At 73.0% G+C, this 16,189-nt stretch carries 15 protein-coding genes; 8 read left to right on the forward strand and 7 right to left on the reverse strand.

The window, feature by feature from the left end:
• Nucleotides 1-43: 43 nt before the first annotated feature.
• The 5 genes from ABME01_RS05160 (at nucleotide 44) to ABME01_RS05180 (ending at nucleotide 6,038) form a co-directional block, all read left to right on the forward strand.
• Nucleotides 44-1,780 (forward strand): S1C family serine protease, encoded by a 1,737-nt coding sequence (locus tag ABME01_RS05160; protein ID WP_353827288.1) that lies wholly within the window; start codon nucleotides 44-46, stop codon nucleotides 1,778-1,780.
• Between the two features lie 148 nt (nucleotides 1,781-1,928).
• Complete coding sequence (locus tag ABME01_RS05165; protein WP_353827289.1) at nucleotides 1,929-2,984, forward strand: glycosyltransferase family 2 protein; 1,056 nt, start codon at nucleotides 1,929-1,931, stop codon at nucleotides 2,982-2,984.
• Nucleotides 2,985-2,986: 2 nt separating this feature from the next.
• Complete coding sequence (locus ABME01_RS05170; RefSeq protein WP_353827290.1) at nucleotides 2,987-3,799, forward strand: CDP-alcohol phosphatidyltransferase family protein; 813 nt, start codon at nucleotides 2,987-2,989, stop codon at nucleotides 3,797-3,799.
• Nucleotides 3,800-3,848: 49 nt separating this feature from the next.
• The gene (locus tag ABME01_RS05175) at nucleotides 3,849-4,694 is read left to right on the forward strand and encodes a glycosyltransferase family 2 protein (protein ID WP_353827336.1); all 846 of its coding nucleotides are present in this window, start codon (nucleotides 3,849-3,851) and stop codon (nucleotides 4,692-4,694) included.
• A 39-nt stretch (nucleotides 4,695-4,733) separates the two neighbouring features.
• Nucleotides 4,734-6,038, forward strand: a complete 1,305-nt coding sequence (locus ABME01_RS05180; RefSeq protein ID WP_353827291.1) for a CDP-glycerol glycerophosphotransferase family protein — start codon at nucleotides 4,734-4,736, stop codon at nucleotides 6,036-6,038.
• Nucleotides 6,039-6,059: 21 nt separating this feature from the next.
• Here the strand turns inward: ABME01_RS05180 and ABME01_RS05185 are convergent, their stop codons facing one another.
• The 5 genes from ABME01_RS05185 to ABME01_RS05205 all read right to left on the reverse strand — a co-directional run bounded on the left by ABME01_RS05185 (nucleotide 6,060) and on the right by ABME01_RS05205 (nucleotide 10,604).
• A complete protein-coding gene (locus ABME01_RS05185) occupies nucleotides 6,060-7,058 on the reverse strand; it encodes a hypothetical protein (protein ID WP_353827292.1) in 999 nt (332 codons plus the stop codon).
• A gap of 68 nt (nucleotides 7,059-7,126) precedes the next feature.
• Nucleotides 7,127-7,900, reverse strand: a complete 774-nt coding sequence (locus ABME01_RS05190) for an ABC transporter ATP-binding protein (RefSeq protein WP_353827293.1) — start codon at nucleotides 7,898-7,900, stop codon at nucleotides 7,127-7,129.
• On the reverse strand, nucleotides 7,900-8,697 hold the full coding sequence (locus ABME01_RS05195; protein WP_353827337.1) for an ABC transporter permease: 798 nt from the start codon (nucleotides 8,695-8,697) through the stop codon (nucleotides 7,900-7,902). Before ABME01_RS05195 ends, ABME01_RS05190 begins: the two co-directional genes overlap by 1 nt.
• A 135-nt stretch (nucleotides 8,698-8,832) precedes the next feature.
• Nucleotides 8,833-9,525 carry a phosphocholine cytidylyltransferase family protein gene (locus ABME01_RS05200; RefSeq protein ID WP_353827294.1) on the reverse strand — a complete coding sequence of 231 codons (693 nt, stop codon included), beginning with the start codon at nucleotides 9,523-9,525 and terminating at the stop codon, nucleotides 8,833-8,835.
• Nucleotides 9,526-9,626: 101 nt separating this feature from the next.
• The gene (locus ABME01_RS05205; protein ID WP_353827295.1) at nucleotides 9,627-10,604 is read right to left on the reverse strand and encodes a hypothetical protein; all 978 of its coding nucleotides are present in this window, start codon (nucleotides 10,602-10,604) and stop codon (nucleotides 9,627-9,629) included.
• Nucleotides 10,605-11,184: 580 nt separating this feature from the next.
• On the opposite strand from ABME01_RS05205, the gene ABME01_RS05210 reads away from it, so the two are divergent.
• Genes ABME01_RS05210 through ABME01_RS05220 form a run of 3 tightly spaced genes read left to right on the forward strand, consistent with a single transcriptional unit; the run spans nucleotide 11,185 to nucleotide 13,889 of the window.
• On the forward strand, nucleotides 11,185-12,030 hold the full coding sequence (locus tag ABME01_RS05210) for an ABC transporter ATP-binding protein (RefSeq protein ID WP_436407399.1): 846 nt from the start codon (nucleotides 11,185-11,187) through the stop codon (nucleotides 12,028-12,030).
• Nucleotides 12,006-13,580: a hypothetical protein gene (locus ABME01_RS05215; protein WP_353827296.1), complete on the forward strand. Its 1,575-nt coding sequence runs from the start codon at nucleotides 12,006-12,008 to the stop codon at nucleotides 13,578-13,580. Before ABME01_RS05210 ends, ABME01_RS05215 begins: the two co-directional genes overlap by 25 nt.
• A 21-nt stretch (nucleotides 13,581-13,601) precedes the next feature.
• The gene (locus ABME01_RS05220; RefSeq protein WP_353827297.1) at nucleotides 13,602-13,889 is read left to right on the forward strand and encodes a DUF3039 domain-containing protein; all 288 of its coding nucleotides are present in this window, start codon (nucleotides 13,602-13,604) and stop codon (nucleotides 13,887-13,889) included.
• Nucleotides 13,890-13,925: 36 nt separating this feature from the next.
• Here ABME01_RS05220 and ABME01_RS05225 read toward each other — a convergent pair whose 3' ends face one another.
• Both ABME01_RS05225 and ABME01_RS05230 read right to left on the reverse strand, forming a co-directional pair.
• The gene (locus ABME01_RS05225; RefSeq protein WP_353827298.1) at nucleotides 13,926-15,245 is read right to left on the reverse strand and encodes a nicotinate phosphoribosyltransferase; all 1,320 of its coding nucleotides are present in this window, start codon (nucleotides 15,243-15,245) and stop codon (nucleotides 13,926-13,928) included.
• Nucleotides 15,246-15,267: 22 nt separating this feature from the next.
• The gene (locus tag ABME01_RS05230; protein ID WP_353827299.1) at nucleotides 15,268-16,185 is read right to left on the reverse strand and encodes an EamA family transporter; all 918 of its coding nucleotides are present in this window, start codon (nucleotides 16,183-16,185) and stop codon (nucleotides 15,268-15,270) included.
• Between the last annotated feature and the right edge of the window lie 4 nt (nucleotides 16,186-16,189).

A 16,189-nucleotide genomic window follows, 5' to 3' on the forward strand; every position in this document is an offset into this window, starting at 1 on the left:
ACAGTTTCGCGCGGGATGCTGGCATCCGCTGGAAGGAGCGAAGATGACCGAGACCAACACCGGCGGGCCCGAGCAGGATCCCGAGACCCGTCCCGAGCCGATGGCCGAGGGTGCGGGCACCGCGGATGCCGCCGCCGAGGTCGAGACCCCGCGCGACGAAGCCCCTGCCGCCGCCGCGTCGACGGAGCCGCGGCCGGAGCCCGTCGCGTCCCCCGAGCCCGCCGTGCAGGACGCTCCGCCGACCGCGACCCCGGCCGCTCCGGCGACCGCGGCCGCTCCCGCGACCCCGCCACGTCCCACGGGCACCGTCTACACGCCCGGCCAGGCTCCGCAGCCCTACGTCGCGGCCCAGTACCGTCACGAGCCCGCGGCGGGCCAGCCCGCGCCGGCCCAGCACGTCGCTGCGCCGCAGACGGCGCAGACCGCGCCCACCGAGCCGGTCGCTCCCATGTCGGGCGTCGCACCGGTCGCCGGCGCCGCGCACGCACCCGCCGGCGGCGGAACCGTGCCGCCAGCCTTCGGCGGCCCCGCCGCTCCTGCGGAGGAGAAGGCCCCGAAGCCGCGCCGCACCGGGCTCGGCGTCGCCGCCGCGATCGTGGCCGCCGCGCTCCTCGGCGGCGCTTCCGGCGCCGGCATCACCGCCCTCATGACGGACGGCGGCGACAGCGTCGTCGAGCAGACCTCGTCCGGCACGCAGCGCATCGTCGTGAGCGACGACGGGTCGGTGAACCAGATCGCCGCGGTCGCCGCGGCCGCGAGCCCGAGCGTCGTCACGATCGAGGTCTCGGGCGGCCAGGGCGCGGGAACCGGCTCGGGCATCGTGCTCTCCGAGGACGGCTACGTGCTCACGAACACCCACGTCGTGACCCTCGACGGCGCGACCGGCGACCCCACGATCCAGGTGAAGGACGACGACGGGCGCCTGTACACGGCCGAGCTCATCGGCACCGACCCGCTCACCGACCTCGCCGTGATCAAGCTCGCCGGTGCCTCGGGGATGACGCCCATGGAGTTCGCGGATTCGAGTGCGTTGAACGTCGGCGACACCGCGATCGCGATCGGCGCCCCGCTCGGACTCTCGGGGACCGTCACGAACGGCATCGTCAGCGCGCTGAACCGCAGCATCGACGTCGAGTCCTCCGCAGCCCCCGAGACCGCCCCCGACGCCGGGCAGGGCGATGAGGGCGACCAGGGCGGCAGCCAGGACAGCCCGTTCGACTTCTGGAACTTCGACATCCCCGGCCAGCAGGGCCAGTCGTCGGGCGGAGGCCTCATCTCGATTCCCGTGATCCAGACGGATGCCGCGATCAACCCCGGCAACTCCGGTGGCGCCCTCGTCGACGGCCAGGGCCGGCTCATCGGCGTGAACGTCGCCATCCTCTCGGCGGGCGGCAACAGCTCGGGCGGCCAGGCCGGGAACATCGGAGTCGGCTTCGCGGTGCCCTCGAACGTCGCGAAGCGCGTCTCCGGCGAGATCATCGAGAACGGGTCGGCCACGCACGGCCTGCTCGGCGCGACCGTCACCTCGGCGCAGGCCAGCGGTGAGAGCGACGTCGTCGGCGCGCTGATCGCCGAGGTCAGCGCCGGCGGCGCGGCCGACGCGGCGGGCCTGCAGGCCGGTGACGTGGTCACCGCGCTGAACGAGATCCCGATCACGGACCAGACCGACCTGACCGCGCAGATCCGTGCGCTCGCCGGCGGTGCCGAGGCCGAGCTCACCTACGTGCGCGACGGGCAGACCGAGACCGTGACCGTGACGCTCGGAACCTACGACGGCTGATCGCTCCGGCTGATCGCATCCGCTCCGTGACGGGGGCCGGGCCGCTGGGCCCGGCCCCCGTCGTCGTCCCGGACGGCCGGGCGCGGGAGCCCGTCCCGGACGGGGTCCGGCTGCTAGGCTCGATCGACCCTGCGCACGAGTGAGGACCATGCCCGACCAGCACCATCCGGGGGACCTGGAGCCGCCGATCGGCGTCTCCTTCGTCATGCCCGTGTTGAACGACGCCTCGCACGTGCGAGCGGCCGTCGAGTCGATCCTCGCGCAGGAGTACGACGGTCCCGTCGAGGTGCTCATCGCCCTCGGCCCGTCGATCGACGGCACGACCGAGCTGGTCGCCGATCTCGCCGCGCGCGATGCACGCGTGAGCGTGCTCGACAACGAGGTCGGATCGACGCCCGCGGGGCTGAACCTCGGCATCCGAGCCGCGCGGTACCCCGTCGTCGTCCGGGTCGACTCGCACTCCATGCTCACGCCCGACTACACGCGGGTCGCGGTCGAGACCCTCGTGCGCACCGGAGCCGACAACGTCGGCGGCATCATGGACGCCCGAGGCGAGACGGCCTTCGAGCGCGCGGTCGCGCTCGCCTACACGACGCCCGTCGGGCTCGGCGGCTCCGCCTTCCACGTCGGCGGCCAGGAGGGACCGGCCGAGACGGTCTACCTCGGCGTCTTCCGGCGCAGCGCGCTCGAGCGCGTCGGGCTGTTCGACGAGACGATCAAGCGCGGCCAGGACTGGGAGCTGAACCGTCGCCTGCGTTCCTCCGGCGGCACCGTGTGGTTCACCCCCGACCTGGCGGTGACGTACCGGCCCCGCTCGAGCGTGGAGCGGCTCGCGCGCCAGATGTTCTCGACCGGGCTGTGGCGGGGCGAGCTCGCCCGGCGCTTCCCCGCATCGAACGGGCTGCGCTACTTCGTGCCGCCCGCGATGGTCGTGGGCGTCGTCCTCGGCACCGTCCTCGGCGTCATCGGCCTCGTGCAGGCCGCCGGGGGCCAGCCGCCGTGGCTGCTGCTCGGCTTCGTCGTGCCGGCGGTGTACCTGCTCTTCGTGCTCCTCGCGACGCTCGCCTACGCGCGGGGCCGTGGTGCGGCGACCGCCGCTTGGTTCGTGCTCGTGCTGCCGACCATCCACGTCGCCTGGGGCGCCGGATTCGTGCTCGGCTACCTGTCGCTCACGAGCAACATCGCCGAGCACACGGGAAGGTGAGCATGTCCGAACCCACGCCGGAACGCGGGATCCCCTCGAGCCTCGCCGAGCAGCGCGCCGTGACGCAGCCGCCCGAGGTGCGCCAGCGCCGCAACGCCGAGCACTGGACGGCGTCGCTGTACCTGCGCGACCTCTCGCCCTACCTGACCTGGCTGTTCCTGCACACGCGCATCTCGGCGAACGGCGTGACGGCGCTGATGATCCTCGTCGGCTGGTCGACGGCCGCGGCGCTGCTCATCCCCGGCATCTGGGGCGCGCTGCTCGCGGTCGTGCTCGGCCAGCTGCAGATGCTCATCGATTGCTGCGACGGCGAGGTCGCCAGATGGCGGCGCACGTCCAGCCCCGCTGGCGTGTTCCTCGACAAGGTCGGGCACTACACGACCGAGGCGCTGATCCCGCTCGCGCTCGGCATCCGCGCGGCGGCGTACCCGCTCGAGTTCCCCGCCGACTTCCTCTGGACCACGATCGCGGCGCTGCTCGCGCTCGTGATCGTGCTGAACAAGGCCCTGAACGACATGGTCCACGTCGCGCGCGCCAACGCCGGGCTCCCGAAGCTCGCCGACACGCACGGCGAGACCGCGCCGCGGCCGGGCCTCGTCGCCACGCTGCGCCGGGCCGCGCGCTTCGTGCCGTTCCATCGCCTCTACCACTCGGTCGAGCTGACGCTCATCGCGTTCGCCGCCGCCGTGATCGGGCTGTTCGCCGGGCAGCCGCTCGTCGACCGGGTCGTGCTCGCGGCCCTGCTGCCGCTGGCCCTGCTCGCGCTCATCGGCCACTTCGTCGCCATCATGGCCTCGCGTCGTGTCCGCTCCTGACGCTCCCGCCGGGGGCTCCCGGCCGCGGGTCGGGGTCGTCGTGCTCACCATGGGCCGACGCCCGGCCGAACTCGCCCGGGGCATCCGGAGCGTGCTCGACCAGGAGGGCGTCGACGTCGAGGTCGTGTGCGTCGGCAACGGTTGGGACCCGGCGACCGCCGAGCCCGCGCTGCCCCCCGAGGTCCGCACGCTCCACCTGCCGCAGAACCTCGGCATCCCGGCCGGCCGCAACCGCGGCGTGCCCGAGGTCGGCGGGGACGTCCTGTTCTTCCTCGACGACGACGCCTACCTGCCGGACCGGGTGTTCCTCGCCGACGGATGCCGCCTGCTCGCCGCGCACCCCGACCTCGGACTCGTGCAGCCGCGCGTCATCGACCCGACCGGGCTCGCGTCGCCGCGACGGTGGATCCCGCGCATCCGCAAGGGCGACCCCTCGCACTCCGGCGACGTCTTCTCCTGCTGGGAGGGCGCGGTCCTCATGCCGCGCCGGGTGTTCGACGCCACGGGAGGGTGGGCCGACCCGTTCTTCTATGCGCACGAGGGCATCGAGCTCGCCTGGCGCGTGTGGGATGCCGGCGCCCGCGCCTGGTACGCCGGCGACCTCGAAGCGGCGCACCCGGTCATCGACCCGGCGCGGCACTCCTACTACTACCGCCTGAACGCCCGGAACCGGGTGTGGTTGGCGCGCCGCAACCTCCCCGCGGTGCTCGTGCCCTGCTACGTCGGGTCGTGGACGGCGATCCAGGTGCTGCGCTGGTTCCGCCATCCGGCCGCGCTGCGGGCGTGGTTCGGGGGCTGGATGGCCGGGTGGCGCGAGGACCCGGGCGAGCGCCGCCCGATGCGGTGGCGCACCGTGTGGCGGATGGCACGGGCGGGCCGTCCTCCCGTGGTCTGAGCGTCACGGGCCGCATGCGGCGGCGGCTACCCTTGGACGGTGGGTTTGAGGAGAGACGCGCGTCGCGCGGTGAAGCTCGTGCAGAACGTCGTCCGGTCGCGGAAGGCGCAGGGCGAGCTCGGCCGGCGGCTCGCGGACCGCGGCGCCCTCCCCGCGCACCGCTTCCGCGTCGGCGTGTACTTCGCCGACGGCAAGGTGAACCTCTACCAGCTCCGCCAGTGGTACCAGCCGCTCGCCACGCTCGCCGAGCGGCACCCCGTGGTGATCCTCAGCCGCGCCTCGGGCGCGGCGCTCGCGCTGCTCGAGGAGTCGCCCCTTCCGGTCGAGTACGTGCGCCGGGTCGCCGACCTCGAACGCGTCATCCACGAGCAGGACCTGCACGTGGTCTTCTACGTGAACCAGAACGCCAAGAACTTCCAGATGATGCGCTACGGGCGCCGGTGGCACGTGTTCATCAACCACGGCGAGTCCGACAAGATGTACATGACCACGAACCAGTTCAAGGCCTACGACTACGCCCTCATCGCGGGGGATGCCGCACGGGCCCGCCTCGACAAGGTGCTCTGGGACTACGACTTCGACAAGCGCGCCATCCCGATCGGTCGCCCGCAGGCCGACCACTACCTCGACGGCCGGCCGCTGCCGTACCCGGACGACGACCGCGAGGTCGTGCTGTACGCGCCCACGTGGGAGGGCGACCGCGGCGCCGCCGCCTATGGATCGATCGCCTCCCACGGCGTCGAGCTGGTCCGGGCGCTGCTCGCGACCGGTCGCCACCGCGTCATCTATCGACCGCATCCGCGTTCCGGCGTCGTGGACCCGGAGTACGGTGCGGCGAACCGGGAGATCGTGCGGCTCATCGAGCAGGCCAACGCGGCCGACGCGTCGGCGCACCACGTGTTCGACCAGGGCAAGGAGCTGGGCTGGCAGCTCGCGAGTGCCGACGTCGCGATCGTCGACATCTCGGCGATGGTCTACGACCGCCTGGCCGCCGGCAGGCCGTTGCTGATCACCCGCCCGGTCAGTCCCGACGCGCAGGTGGACACCGGCGGCTACCTCTCGGCGTGCGAGTGGCTCGACGCGGCCGACGGCGCCGCGATGCTCGCACGGGTCGACGAGGTCGCGCACGACCCGCAGGCGCTCGAACGGCTCGGGTACTGGGTCGAGAGGTACTTCGGCGACACGACGCCCGGCGTCACGACGCAGCGCTTCCACGACGCGGTCGACCACCTCATGGCCGAATGGGAGCGGTTCGCGGCGCTGCACGCGACCGACCCCGAGGTCGACGACCACGACGCCGAGGGCGAGGCGGCCGAGCAGTCCGACGAGGTCGAGGTCGACTGACCCGGGCCGGGGTCGATCGGATCAGTTCGCGGTCGGCGCCGACTCCTCCGGCGCGGTCTCCGCCGCATCGTCCGGTGCCGCGGTCACCTCGCGCGGCGCCTCGTCGCGACGCCGTCGGCCGAGGGCCCGCCCCGCCGTGCGGATGCCGCGGCTGGTCGCCGACGCGAGCGCGGCCCCGACCGACGCACCGCGGCGCAGCCCCCGCACGATAGCCGGGTCGCCCGGCTCGCGCGGTTCCAGCTCGATGGGCAGCCACTCCGGTGCCGGGCCGAACCCGAGGCGCGCGTGCTGCAGCACCCGACGACCGAGGATGTGGTTGCCCGCGCCGCCGATCGCGGCGCCGATCCCGAACGGGATGGCCCGGCCGACGATGCCCGCGCCGCCGCGCAGGGCGAACTGCTTGACGAAGACGTGGCGCAGTCGGTCGACCACGGTCGACATGACGGCCTTGGGCAGTCCGGTCGTGATCACCTCGCCCCAGTAGGCATTGCGGGGAACGCCCGTGCCCGTGGCCTGCGCGGCGAACTGGCGCACGAGGTCGACGCCCTCGCGGCCCATCATGAGCGTCATGACGAGGGCGCGGGCCCGATCCGGGTTCTCGATGTGGAGGCCGTGCACCTCGGCGACGGACTGGGCGAACAGGGCCGTGGCCTCGAGGAAGCCCGCGGTCTCGACGCCCGAGAGCGCGAGCGTGATCCCGGTCCCGATGCCGGGCACCACGGCCGTCGCGCCGACGGCGGCGCCGCCCGTGGTCACGGCGGCGAGGTAGCGCCGCTCGAGCACCCGGATCAGCTCGGCCGGGGTGGCGTCGGGGTGGGAACGGCGGATGGTGCGAAGGTGCGCGAGGACGATCGGCCGCTGGATCGAGAGGAGCCGGTCGAGGCCGCGTTCGAGGCCCACCGCCCGATCGGCCGGATCGGTGGCAGGCGGCGGCTCGGGCGGGGTGTCCCGGAGGGCAGGCGGCCCGTCGGCGGGCGCGGCCGGGCCCATCGTCGTGATCCGGTGCACTGGTTCGGACATGCCGACGATCCTAGGCGGGCCGGCTCGGAACGTCGTGGGGACCCGCCAACGGGGACGGGGGCTTGACGTCAGCGCTTTCCGTAGTCGGCGTTGTAGCGCTCGAGCACCTCGTCGATTCCGGCGTCCTCGACGAGGGCGCCCTTGTCGAGGTACAGCCCGCGCGTGCAGAACCGGCGCAGGTCGCGCTCGTTGTGCGAGACGAAGAAGAGCGTGCGGCCGCCGGCCAGGAGCTCCTCGATGCGGCGGTAGCACTTCTCGCGGAACGCCTTGTCGCCGACGGCGAGCACCTCGTCGACGAGGAGGATCGGCTCCTCGAGCTGGGAGATGACCGCGAACGCGACGCGCACCTTCATCCCGCTCGAGAGGTGCTTGTAGGGAGTGTCGAGGAAGTCGCCGATCTCGGCGAAGTCGATGATCTCGTCGAACTTCGCATCGATCTGGGCGCGGGTCATCCCGTGCAGGCCGGCAGTGAGGTACACGTTGTCGCGCACCGTCAGGTCGTCGACGAAGCCGCCGGTGATCTCGATGAGGGGCGCGACGCCGCCGGTCACGGTCACGGCGCCCTCGTCGGGGATCAGCACGCCGGCGACGAGCTTCAGCAGCGTCGACTTGCCCTGGCCGTTCCGGCCGACCACGCCGATCGCCTCGCCGGGCCGGACGTCGACGGTCACCTCGCGCAGGGCCCAGAACTCGCCGGGCCGCGTTCGACGACGCCGGCCCGCCAGGAGGTCCTTGAACGATCGCCGTGCGCGTCGGTTGCGGCGGAACCGCACGCCCAGGCCCTGGACGCGGATCGCGTACTCGGCGGGCGACGCCGGGGGAGCGGATGCTTCGGGGCCCATCAGATCTCCTTCAGCACCTGTCGCTCGGACGACCGGAAGATCCAGAGCCCGAGCGCGAGCAGTGCGAGCGACATGGCCGCCGACACTCCGACGTCGAACCAGTTGAGTTCGCTGGGGAAGAACCCCGCGCGATACAGGCTGAACACCCCGCTCAGCGGGTTGAAGGCGGCCCAGAACTGGAAGCTCCCGGGCAGGTCGCTCGTGCCGTAGATGATGGGCGAGGCGTAGAACAGGAAGCGCAGCGCGAGCTTCACGGCGCGCTCGAGGTCTCGGAAGAACACCACGAGCGGCGCGACGATGAGGCTGACGGCGACCGTCAGCACCGCCTGCAGGAGCACACCCAGGGGGAACAGCACCAGTTCCCACGACACGGTCGCGCCGAAGACGACGGCGAAGAACGCGAGGACCGGGAGGGCGAGGATGAACTCGATGCCCTTCGAGAGGACGATCCGATTCACCCAGATGGTGCGCGGGATCATCGTCGAGCGGACGAGCTTGGCATCCTTCAGGAACGCCCGGGTCGAGTCGCCCACCGCTCCGTTGAACCACATCCAGGGGAGCAGGCCCGCGAGCAGGAAGACGATGTACGGCGGATGGCCGACCCCGCGCTCGAACACCTGCGTGAAGACGAACCAGTAGATGCCGGCCATCACGAGCGGGTCGAGCACCGACCACACGTAGCCGAGCGCGGACGTCGAGTAGCGGACCTTGAGGTCCCGGGTGGTGAGGAGCCAGAGCGAATGGCGATAGCCGCTCCATGGCGTCCGCGTGAACGGATGCGAGTCGGCGTAGCTCATCACGATCTCATCGTAGAGGGCCGGAGCCTCGCCTCCGAACCGCCCGGATCGGTGCGCTGGCGCGGGAATCCGCCGGAGATGCGAAGAGCGGATGCCGTCACCGGCATCCGCTCTCCACGCTGTTGGCGGCGCAGGTCACACGAAGTGGTTCGCGCGGTCGAGGTCCTCCGCGAAGTCGATCTCGACGGCGTACAGGTCGGAGACGTCCATCGGCTCGACGAGCAGGCCGTTCTGCTCGATCGCGAGCTCGAGGCCGCGCTCGAAGTAGTCCTGGGCGCCGACGCGCTGCAGGTGCGCGAGGAACACGGCCTTGTCGCGCGCGGAGATGTAGTTGATGCCGACCGCCTCGCCGAGACCGCCCTTGACGGTCTTGGACAGCTCCTTGATGTAGCCCTCGGCGGTCGTCGTGTACTTGACCTCCTCGTCGGACACCTTGGCGGTGTTCACGGTGACGAAGGACTGGTCGCGTGCGATGTACGCGAGCGCCCGGTCGAGGATGCGCGGGTCGAAGACGACGTCGCCGTTCATCCAGAGCACGCCGCCGGGCTGCGAGGCCTGGAGCGCGCGCATGAGCGACTTCGACGTGTTCGTCTGGTCGTACTCCTCGTTGTAGACGAAGGACGCTTGCGGGAACGCCTCGATGATGTGCTCGAGCTTGTAGCCCACCACGAGCGTCACGGCGGCGTTGCGGCCGAACGCATGCTCGATGTTGTCGAACTGCTGGCGCATGATCGTGCGGCCGTCGCTGAGCTCGGTGAGCGGCTTGGGGAGGGAACGCCCGAGCCGGCTCCCCATGCCGGCTGCGAGGATCACGATCTGGGTGGTCACTGCATCTCCTTGTTCGATCGGATGCAGCATCGCCCCCGCGTCAAGGCGAGTTCGATTGCTGTTCACCCGTAAGTTCACTGCTGGACACGCCGTTATGCCGCCTAAAGGATACCCGACCGGGGGATCTCGTGCTGGGGGTTGCATTCGTCCGTAGTGCGATCGTGATGCGGCGATCCGGTCGGCCGGCCTCCGAGGCTCGTCACGACGCGGCGTGAATTCACTGTGCACGTCCGCGGCCCGGAGCGCAGTCGTTGGTAGGTTGTCGTGGTGACTTCCGTTTCGCGAGCAACTGCTGACGACGAGACTCCCGAAGGCACCGGCACGGGGGTGTCCGCTGATCGGGGGGAGTCCGGCGCGTCCGCGAAGGGACGTCCCGGCGGTCGGTCGAACCGTTCCGGCGGCGGCTCGGGATCCCGCACCAACGCCGCCGAGGCCTCGGCGGCCCGGACCAGCGCGGCGAGCACCGCGGCGAAGAAGGCCTCGAGGTCGAGGACGACCACGTCCGCGCAGAGCTCCTCCTCCTCGGCTCGATCGAACGCGGCGAAGGCGACGGCTGCCAAGCGGGCGTCGGCCGCGGCGGCGCGCGACGCCGCGGCGAGCGAGGCGTCGCCGACCGCCGACGCCGTGGAGCCGGCGGCGTCGTCGACCGGCTCGCGGTCGTCCGCATCGCGTTCGACGACGGGGACGCGTCGGACGACGTCGACCGCCAAGCGGCCCGCGACGGGTGCTGCGGCCAAGCGCGACTCGGCCAAGAACGCCTCCGCGAAGAGCGCCCCGAAGAAGCGCACCACGACGAAGGGCGCGGATACGCCGAGCGCCTCAACCGGCGCGGACGGGACCGACCGCGCAGCCGAGGGCGAGCCGACCGGCGAGGCCGCGGCGGCCCCGACCGGCTCCACGAGCTCGAAGGCGGCGTCCTCGACGCGCAGCACGAAGGCCAGCGCATCCGCGGCGAAGACCGGCGCGGCCAGGTCGGGCCGGGCCGCGGCGGCTGCCGCCGCGCGCACCCGGGCCGCCGAGGCCCGCAAGGCCGCGACGGCGGCGCGAGCGCAGGTGGCGGCGTCGATGACGACGGACACCACCGAGGCCGAGCGCGCCCCGCGCCGATCCACCGGCCCGATCGAACCGGTCGTCGAGGATCCCGCGACCACGACCGACGCCGTGGAGGATGCCGACCTCGCTGCGCTCGCCGTGAGCGATGCGCAGGCCGAGCCCGACGTCGACGTGTCGGAGCCCGCAGGGGACCCGCCGACCGAACCCGCTGCCGCGGCGACGACCGGCACGCTCGTCGACGACGAGCCGGCGACCGGCGACGCCGAGGCGGCCCTCGGCGATGACGCGGCCGACGCGCCCACGGAGGCCGACGTCGTCCGGGCGGCCGAGGTGACGAGGACCTGGCACCCCGGCGGCCCCGAGGACGGACCCGCGACGGGCGGCTCGTCGGCGGGCGACGACGAGCCGGACGCGGCGGCGGACGACGCCGACGAGCAGGATTCCGTGGCCGAGGGCGCGTCGGCGATCCTCGAGTCGGCCACCGCGGAGGACGCGGACGACCGGGGCGACGTCGAGGACGCGTCCGTCGGGGTGGCCGGGACCGAGGCGGACGCCGATGCCGACGCCGACGCCGAGCGAGGCGTCGCGGTGATCCCGCTCGGCACGATGCCGAGGCCGACGCCCTCCCCGGCTGCGCCGGGGCGGAACAAGCGGACCATCCGGGTGGCGCGCGACGCGCCTTCGGCCGACGCGCCGACCGTCCTGGCGATCGACGGACTCGTCAAGCGCTTCGGCGATACGACGGCGGTGGACTCGATCCGCCTCGACATCCGCGCCGGCTCGTTCTACGGCATCGTCGGCCCGAACGGCGCCGGCAAGACCACGACCCTGTCGATGATCACCGGGCTGCTCCGGCCCGACGGCGGGTCCGTGCACATCCACGGCATCGACGTCTGGAAGGAGCCGCGCGCCGCGAAGCGGATCACGGGAGTGCTGCCCGATCGCCTCCGGCTCTTCGACCGGCTCACCGGCGCCGAGCTGCTGTACTACTCCGGCTCGCTGCGCGGGCTGGACCACCGCACCGTGCTCGAGCGCAGCGCCGACCTCGCCGAGGCGTTCGCCCTCGACGACGCCCTCGACCGGCTCGTCGCGGACTACTCGGCCGGCATGACCAAGAAGATCGCGCTCGCGTCGGCGATGATCCACTCGCCGCGCGTGCTCGTGCTCGACGAACCGTTCGAGTCGGTCGACCCGGTCTCGGCCGCGAACCTCACCGACATCCTCGAGCGCTACGTGGCCGGCGGAGGCACGGTGCTGCTCTCGAGCCACAGCATGGACCTCATCGAGCGGGTGTGCGACTCGGCCGCGATCATCGTCGGCGGCCGGGTCCTCGCCTCGGGCACGCTCGACGAGGTGCGCCGGGGCGACACCCTCGAGGACCGGTTCGTGGAGCTCGCGGGCGGGCGCAAGGCGGCGGAAGGCATGGAATGGTTGCACAGCTTCTCCGACTGAAGCTGCGGCTGCTCGGGAACATCTTCCGGCGCAGCGCCTGGCAGGTCGTCGGGCTCTCGCTCGCGATCGCGTACGGGCTCACCGTGTCGGTGCTGCTGTTCCTCGCGCTGGTCGGCCTGCGGTCGGTCGAGGACGTGGCGCTCGTGCGCGACGTGCTCGTGGTGTGCGGTTCGGCGACCGTGCTCGGCTTCCTCGTCGTACCGCTCGTCTTCGGAGTCGACGACACGATGGACCCGAGGCGGTTCGCCCTCTTCGGCATCCCCGATCGGACGATCGCGCTCGGACTCGCGATCGCGGCGCTCATCGGGGTCCCCGCGCTCACGCTCGCGATCGTGCTGACCGGCACGGTCGTCACCTGGTCGCGCGGGTTCGGCGAGACGGTCTTCGCCGTCCTCGGGGCGGCGCTCGCGTTCGCGACGTGCATCCTCGGGGCGCGGCTGGCCGCCGGCGTCGCCGGGCTCCTGCTCGAGACACGTCGCGCGCGCGACGTCGGCGCGGTCCTCGGCGTGCTCCTGGTGGTGATGCTCGCGCCCATCGCGGTCGGCCTCACCACCGTCGACTGGGTCGCCTCCGGCCGGCGTGCCGTCGAGGTGTTCGCCTCGGCGCTGTCGTGGACCCCGCTCGGTGCGGCGTTCGCGGTGCCCGGAGAGGCGGCCACGGGAGCGTGGGGTCTCGCGGCCCTGAAGCTGCTCATCGCGGCGGGCACCGTGTGGCTCGCCTGGATCTGGTGGAACGCGCTCGTGGCCAAGATGCTGGTGACCCCGGGGCGCGAGGCGAGCGCCCGCAGCTACCACGGGCTGGGCTGGTTCGGTCGGACCACGCACGGTCCGACCGGCGCGATCGCCGCCCGGAGCACGACCTACTGGTTCCGCGACGGCCGCTACTGGGTGCCGATGCTCATGGTGCCCGTCGCGCCGCTGCTCGTGGTGTTCCCGTTCAGCCTCGCGGGCGTGCCGCCGATGTACCTCGGCCTGATCCCGGTGCCGTTCATCTGCCTGCTGCTGGGGTGGACCCTGCACAACGACACGGCCTACGACGGCACGGCGGTCTGGCTGCATGTGGCCTCCGGCGTGCGCGGCATGGCCGACCGCTTCGGGCGGGTCGTGCCCGTGCTCGTGACCGGCATCCTCGTGATCGGCATCGGCAGCTCGGTGACGGTGTTCGTGCTCGACGACTGGCGCCTGCTGCCCTCGCTCCTCGGCGTGAGCACCGCGCTGCTGCTCGGCGGACTCGGCATCGGCTCGATCACGTCGGCCGCACTGCCGTACCCCGTCGCCAAGCCGGGCGACAGCCCGTTCCAGCAGCCCCAGTCCACGGGCGCGGTCACCGCGTTCGTGCAGTCGCTCGCGTTGCTCGCCGCGCTCCTCGTCGCGGCCCCGGCGCTCGCGTTCGCCGCGCTGGGGATCTTCGAGGACCCGGAGTGGCACCTCGCCGCCCTCGGCGCCGGCGCGGGCTTCGGGCTGCTGGTGTTCGTGCTCGGCATCTGGGGCGGCGGGCGCATCTTCGAGCGTCGCGGTCCGGAGATCGTCGCCGCCGCCGTGCGGGCCTGAGCCCGGCGTAGACTCGAGCCCATGATCCGACCCGCGCAGGCGAGCATCGCCGACCCCGACGCGCCCGGCGGCGGCACCTCGGTGCTCGATCGCGAACTCGAGAAGCTCCTCGAGGAGGAGGGCGTCGAGCCCGGCGACCACGAGCGGTTCTCGCACTACGTCAAGAAGGAGCAGATCCTCGAGTCCGCCGTCACCGGCAAGCCGGTGCGGGCGCTCTGCGGGAAGAAGTGGACCCCCGGGCGCGACCCGGAGAAGTTCCCGGTCTGCCCCATGTGCAAGGAGATCTACGAGCGGATGAAGAAGGGCTGAGCCCCCTCCGCTCGACTCGCACGCCGGTGGGCCCGCTCACCGGTAGACGGTCGGGATCGCCGGCTCGCCGCGGCCGAGCCGGAACGCCTCGATCGGCAGTTCCTGCATGACCTCGCGGTGGTGCGCCCGGGCGGCCTCGACGCCCGTGACGCCGGTGTACGCGCCATCCGCCCGGCCCTCGTGCATGAGGCACACCATGAGCGGCCGGAGCCGGTCGTCGCCGGCGAGCTCGTCGACGCCCTCCGGCCCGTCGCCGACGAACACGAGCTCCTCACGAGCGGTCCGCGTGCCGTCGAGGCGACGCGCGGCGTTCTTGCGGCCGCCCACGCTGAGCTTGCTCGTGGACGCCTTCGCGACGCCCACCCACGCGCCGTCGTCGCCGCGTCGCGCGACCAGCTTGTAGACGAGCCCCGAGGCGGGCGAGCCGGAGCCGGTCACGACCGACGTGCCGACGCCGTACGCGTCGACCGGTGCGTTGGCGAGCGCGGCGATCGCGTGCTCGTCGAGGTCGCTGGTGACCGTGATGCGGGTCCGCGTCGCGCCGAGCCCGTCGAGCTGCTCGCGCACCGCGGCGGCGACTGTCGGGAGGTCCCCGGAGTCGATGCGCACCGCGCCGAGTCCGGTGCCGGCCACGCGCACCGCCGTCTCGACGCCGGCGGCGATGTCGTACGTGTCGACGAGCAGCGTCGTCTCCGGCCCCATGGCCTCGACCTGGGCGCGGAACGCGTCCTCCTCGGTGTCGTGGAGCAGGGTGAACGCGTGGGCCGCCGTGCCCATCGTCGGGATGCCCCACGTGCGACCGGCCTCGAGGTTGCTCGTCGCGTCGAAGCCGGCGATGTACGCGGCCCGCGCTGCGGCGATCGCGGAGCGCTCGTTGGTGCGGCGCGATCCCATCTCGGCGATGGGCCGGCCGAGGGCCACCGACACCATGCGCGCCGCGGCGCTCGCCACCGCGGTGTCGAAGTTCAGCACCGACAGCACGACCGTCTCGAGCATCACGGCCTCGGCGAACGGCGCCTGGATCGTCACGAGCGGCGAGCCCGGGAAGTAGGCCTCACCCTCCCGGTAGCCCCAGACGTCGCCGCGGAACCGGTAGTCGGCGAGCCAGTCGAGGGTCTCATCGCGCACCACGCCGTGTTCGCGCAGGAACTCGAGCTCGGCGTCCTCGAACCGGAACGACTCGACCAGCTCGAGCAGTCGGCCGGTGCCCGCGACCACGCCGTACCGCCGCCCCTCGGGCAGGCGCCGCGCGAAGGCCTCGAACTGGCACTCGCGGTGCGCGGTGCCGTCGAGGAGGGCGGCATCGACCATCGTCAGCTCGTAGCGGTCGGTGAACAGCGCGGCGGACCCGGTCACCCGCCCAGCCTAGCCGCGGGCCTCAGGGTGCCGCGGCGGCGGCGCGCGGCGGACGTCGCCGGCCGGCGCGGCGCACGCTCCCGCGCCGTCGCGCCGGAGCGCGGGCGCCGGTGCCGACCGCCAGGACGTTCGCGACGGTGACGAGGGCGAGCCCCGCGAGCTGCCACGAGCCGAGCGCCTGACCCAGTACGAGGAGTCCCGCGAGCGCGGCGGCCGCGGGGTGCACGCTCTGCAGGACGCCGAACCGCTGCCGCGGCATCCGGCGCAGCACCATGAGGTCGATCGAGTAGGGCAGCGCGGAGGAGAGGAGGCCGGCGACCACGCCGACGCCGACGACGAGCGCGATCGCGCCGGGTTCGAGCCCGAGCAGGGCGATGACGAGCAGTGGCGAGGTCAGCAGGGCCGCGACCGTGCTCGCGATGGCGGTGCCCTGCACCCCTGGCAGCGTGCGCCCGGCGCGCTGGCTGAGCACGATGTACCCGGCCCACGCCGCGGCGGCCGTGAGGGCGAATGCGATGCCGAGCGGGTCGATCCCGGGCACGGTGCCGGTCAGCAGCGCGACGCCGGCCGCGGCGAGGAGCGCCGCGAGCAGGTCGACGCGGCGGCGGGAGCCGAGCAGCGCGACCGCGAGCGGGCCGAGGAACTCGAGGGTCACCGCCGGGCCGAGGCCGATGCGCTCGATCGCCGCGTAGACCGCGACGTTCATCACGACGAGCACGCCGCCGAGCAGGACGGCGGGTCGGATGGCCTGCCAGGTCAGGTCCCGTCGGCGGGGCCGGCTCACCGCGAGCAGCGCGATGGCGGCCACGGCCTGGCGGAGGGCGACGACGCCGCCGGGTCCGACGAGCGGGAAGATCGTGGCGCCGATCGCGGCCCCGAGCTGCACCGAGGCCGCTCCGCCGACGACCGCCGCCGCTCCGCCCGTCCCACTCCGCCCCATGCCG

The sequence above is a fragment of the Agromyces litoreus genome, from assembly GCF_040496015.1.
GTDB lineage: Bacteria > Actinomycetota > Actinomycetes > Actinomycetales > Microbacteriaceae > Agromyces > Agromyces litoreus.

What these genes read in the sequence shown, in the direction of transcription:
- ABME01_RS05160 (WP_353827288.1), top strand. Translation starts at nt 44, where the DNA reads ATGACCGAGACCAACACCGGCGGGCCCGAGCAGGATCCCGAGACCCGT.
- ABME01_RS05165 (WP_353827289.1), top strand. Translation starts at nt 1,929, where the DNA reads ATGCCCGACCAGCACCATCCGGGGGACCTGGAGCCGCCGATCGGCGTC.
- ABME01_RS05170 (WP_353827290.1), top strand. Translation starts at nt 2,987, where the DNA reads ATGTCCGAACCCACGCCGGAACGCGGGATCCCCTCGAGCCTCGCCGAG.
- ABME01_RS05175 (WP_353827336.1), top strand. Translation starts at nt 3,849, where the DNA reads ATGGGCCGACGCCCGGCCGAACTCGCCCGGGGCATCCGGAGCGTGCTC.
- ABME01_RS05185 (WP_353827292.1), bottom strand. Translation starts at nt 7,058, where the DNA reads ATGTCCGAACCAGTGCACCGGATCACGACGATGGGCCCGGCCGCGCCC.
- ABME01_RS05190 (WP_353827293.1), bottom strand. Translation starts at nt 7,900, where the DNA reads ATGGGCCCCGAAGCATCCGCTCCCCCGGCGTCGCCCGCCGAGTACGCG.
- ABME01_RS05195 (WP_353827337.1), bottom strand. Translation starts at nt 8,697, where the DNA reads ATGAGCTACGCCGACTCGCATCCGTTCACGCGGACGCCATGGAGCGGC.
- ABME01_RS05210 (WP_436407399.1), top strand. Translation starts at nt 11,185, where the DNA reads ATGCCGAGGCCGACGCCCTCCCCGGCTGCGCCGGGGCGGAACAAGCGG.
- ABME01_RS05215 (WP_353827296.1), top strand. Translation starts at nt 12,006, where the DNA reads ATGGTTGCACAGCTTCTCCGACTGAAGCTGCGGCTGCTCGGGAACATC.
- ABME01_RS05220 (WP_353827297.1), top strand. Translation starts at nt 13,602, where the DNA reads ATGATCCGACCCGCGCAGGCGAGCATCGCCGACCCCGACGCGCCCGGC.
- ABME01_RS05230 (WP_353827299.1), bottom strand. Translation starts at nt 16,185, where the DNA reads ATGGGGCGGAGTGGGACGGGCGGAGCGGCGGCGGTCGTCGGCGGAGCG.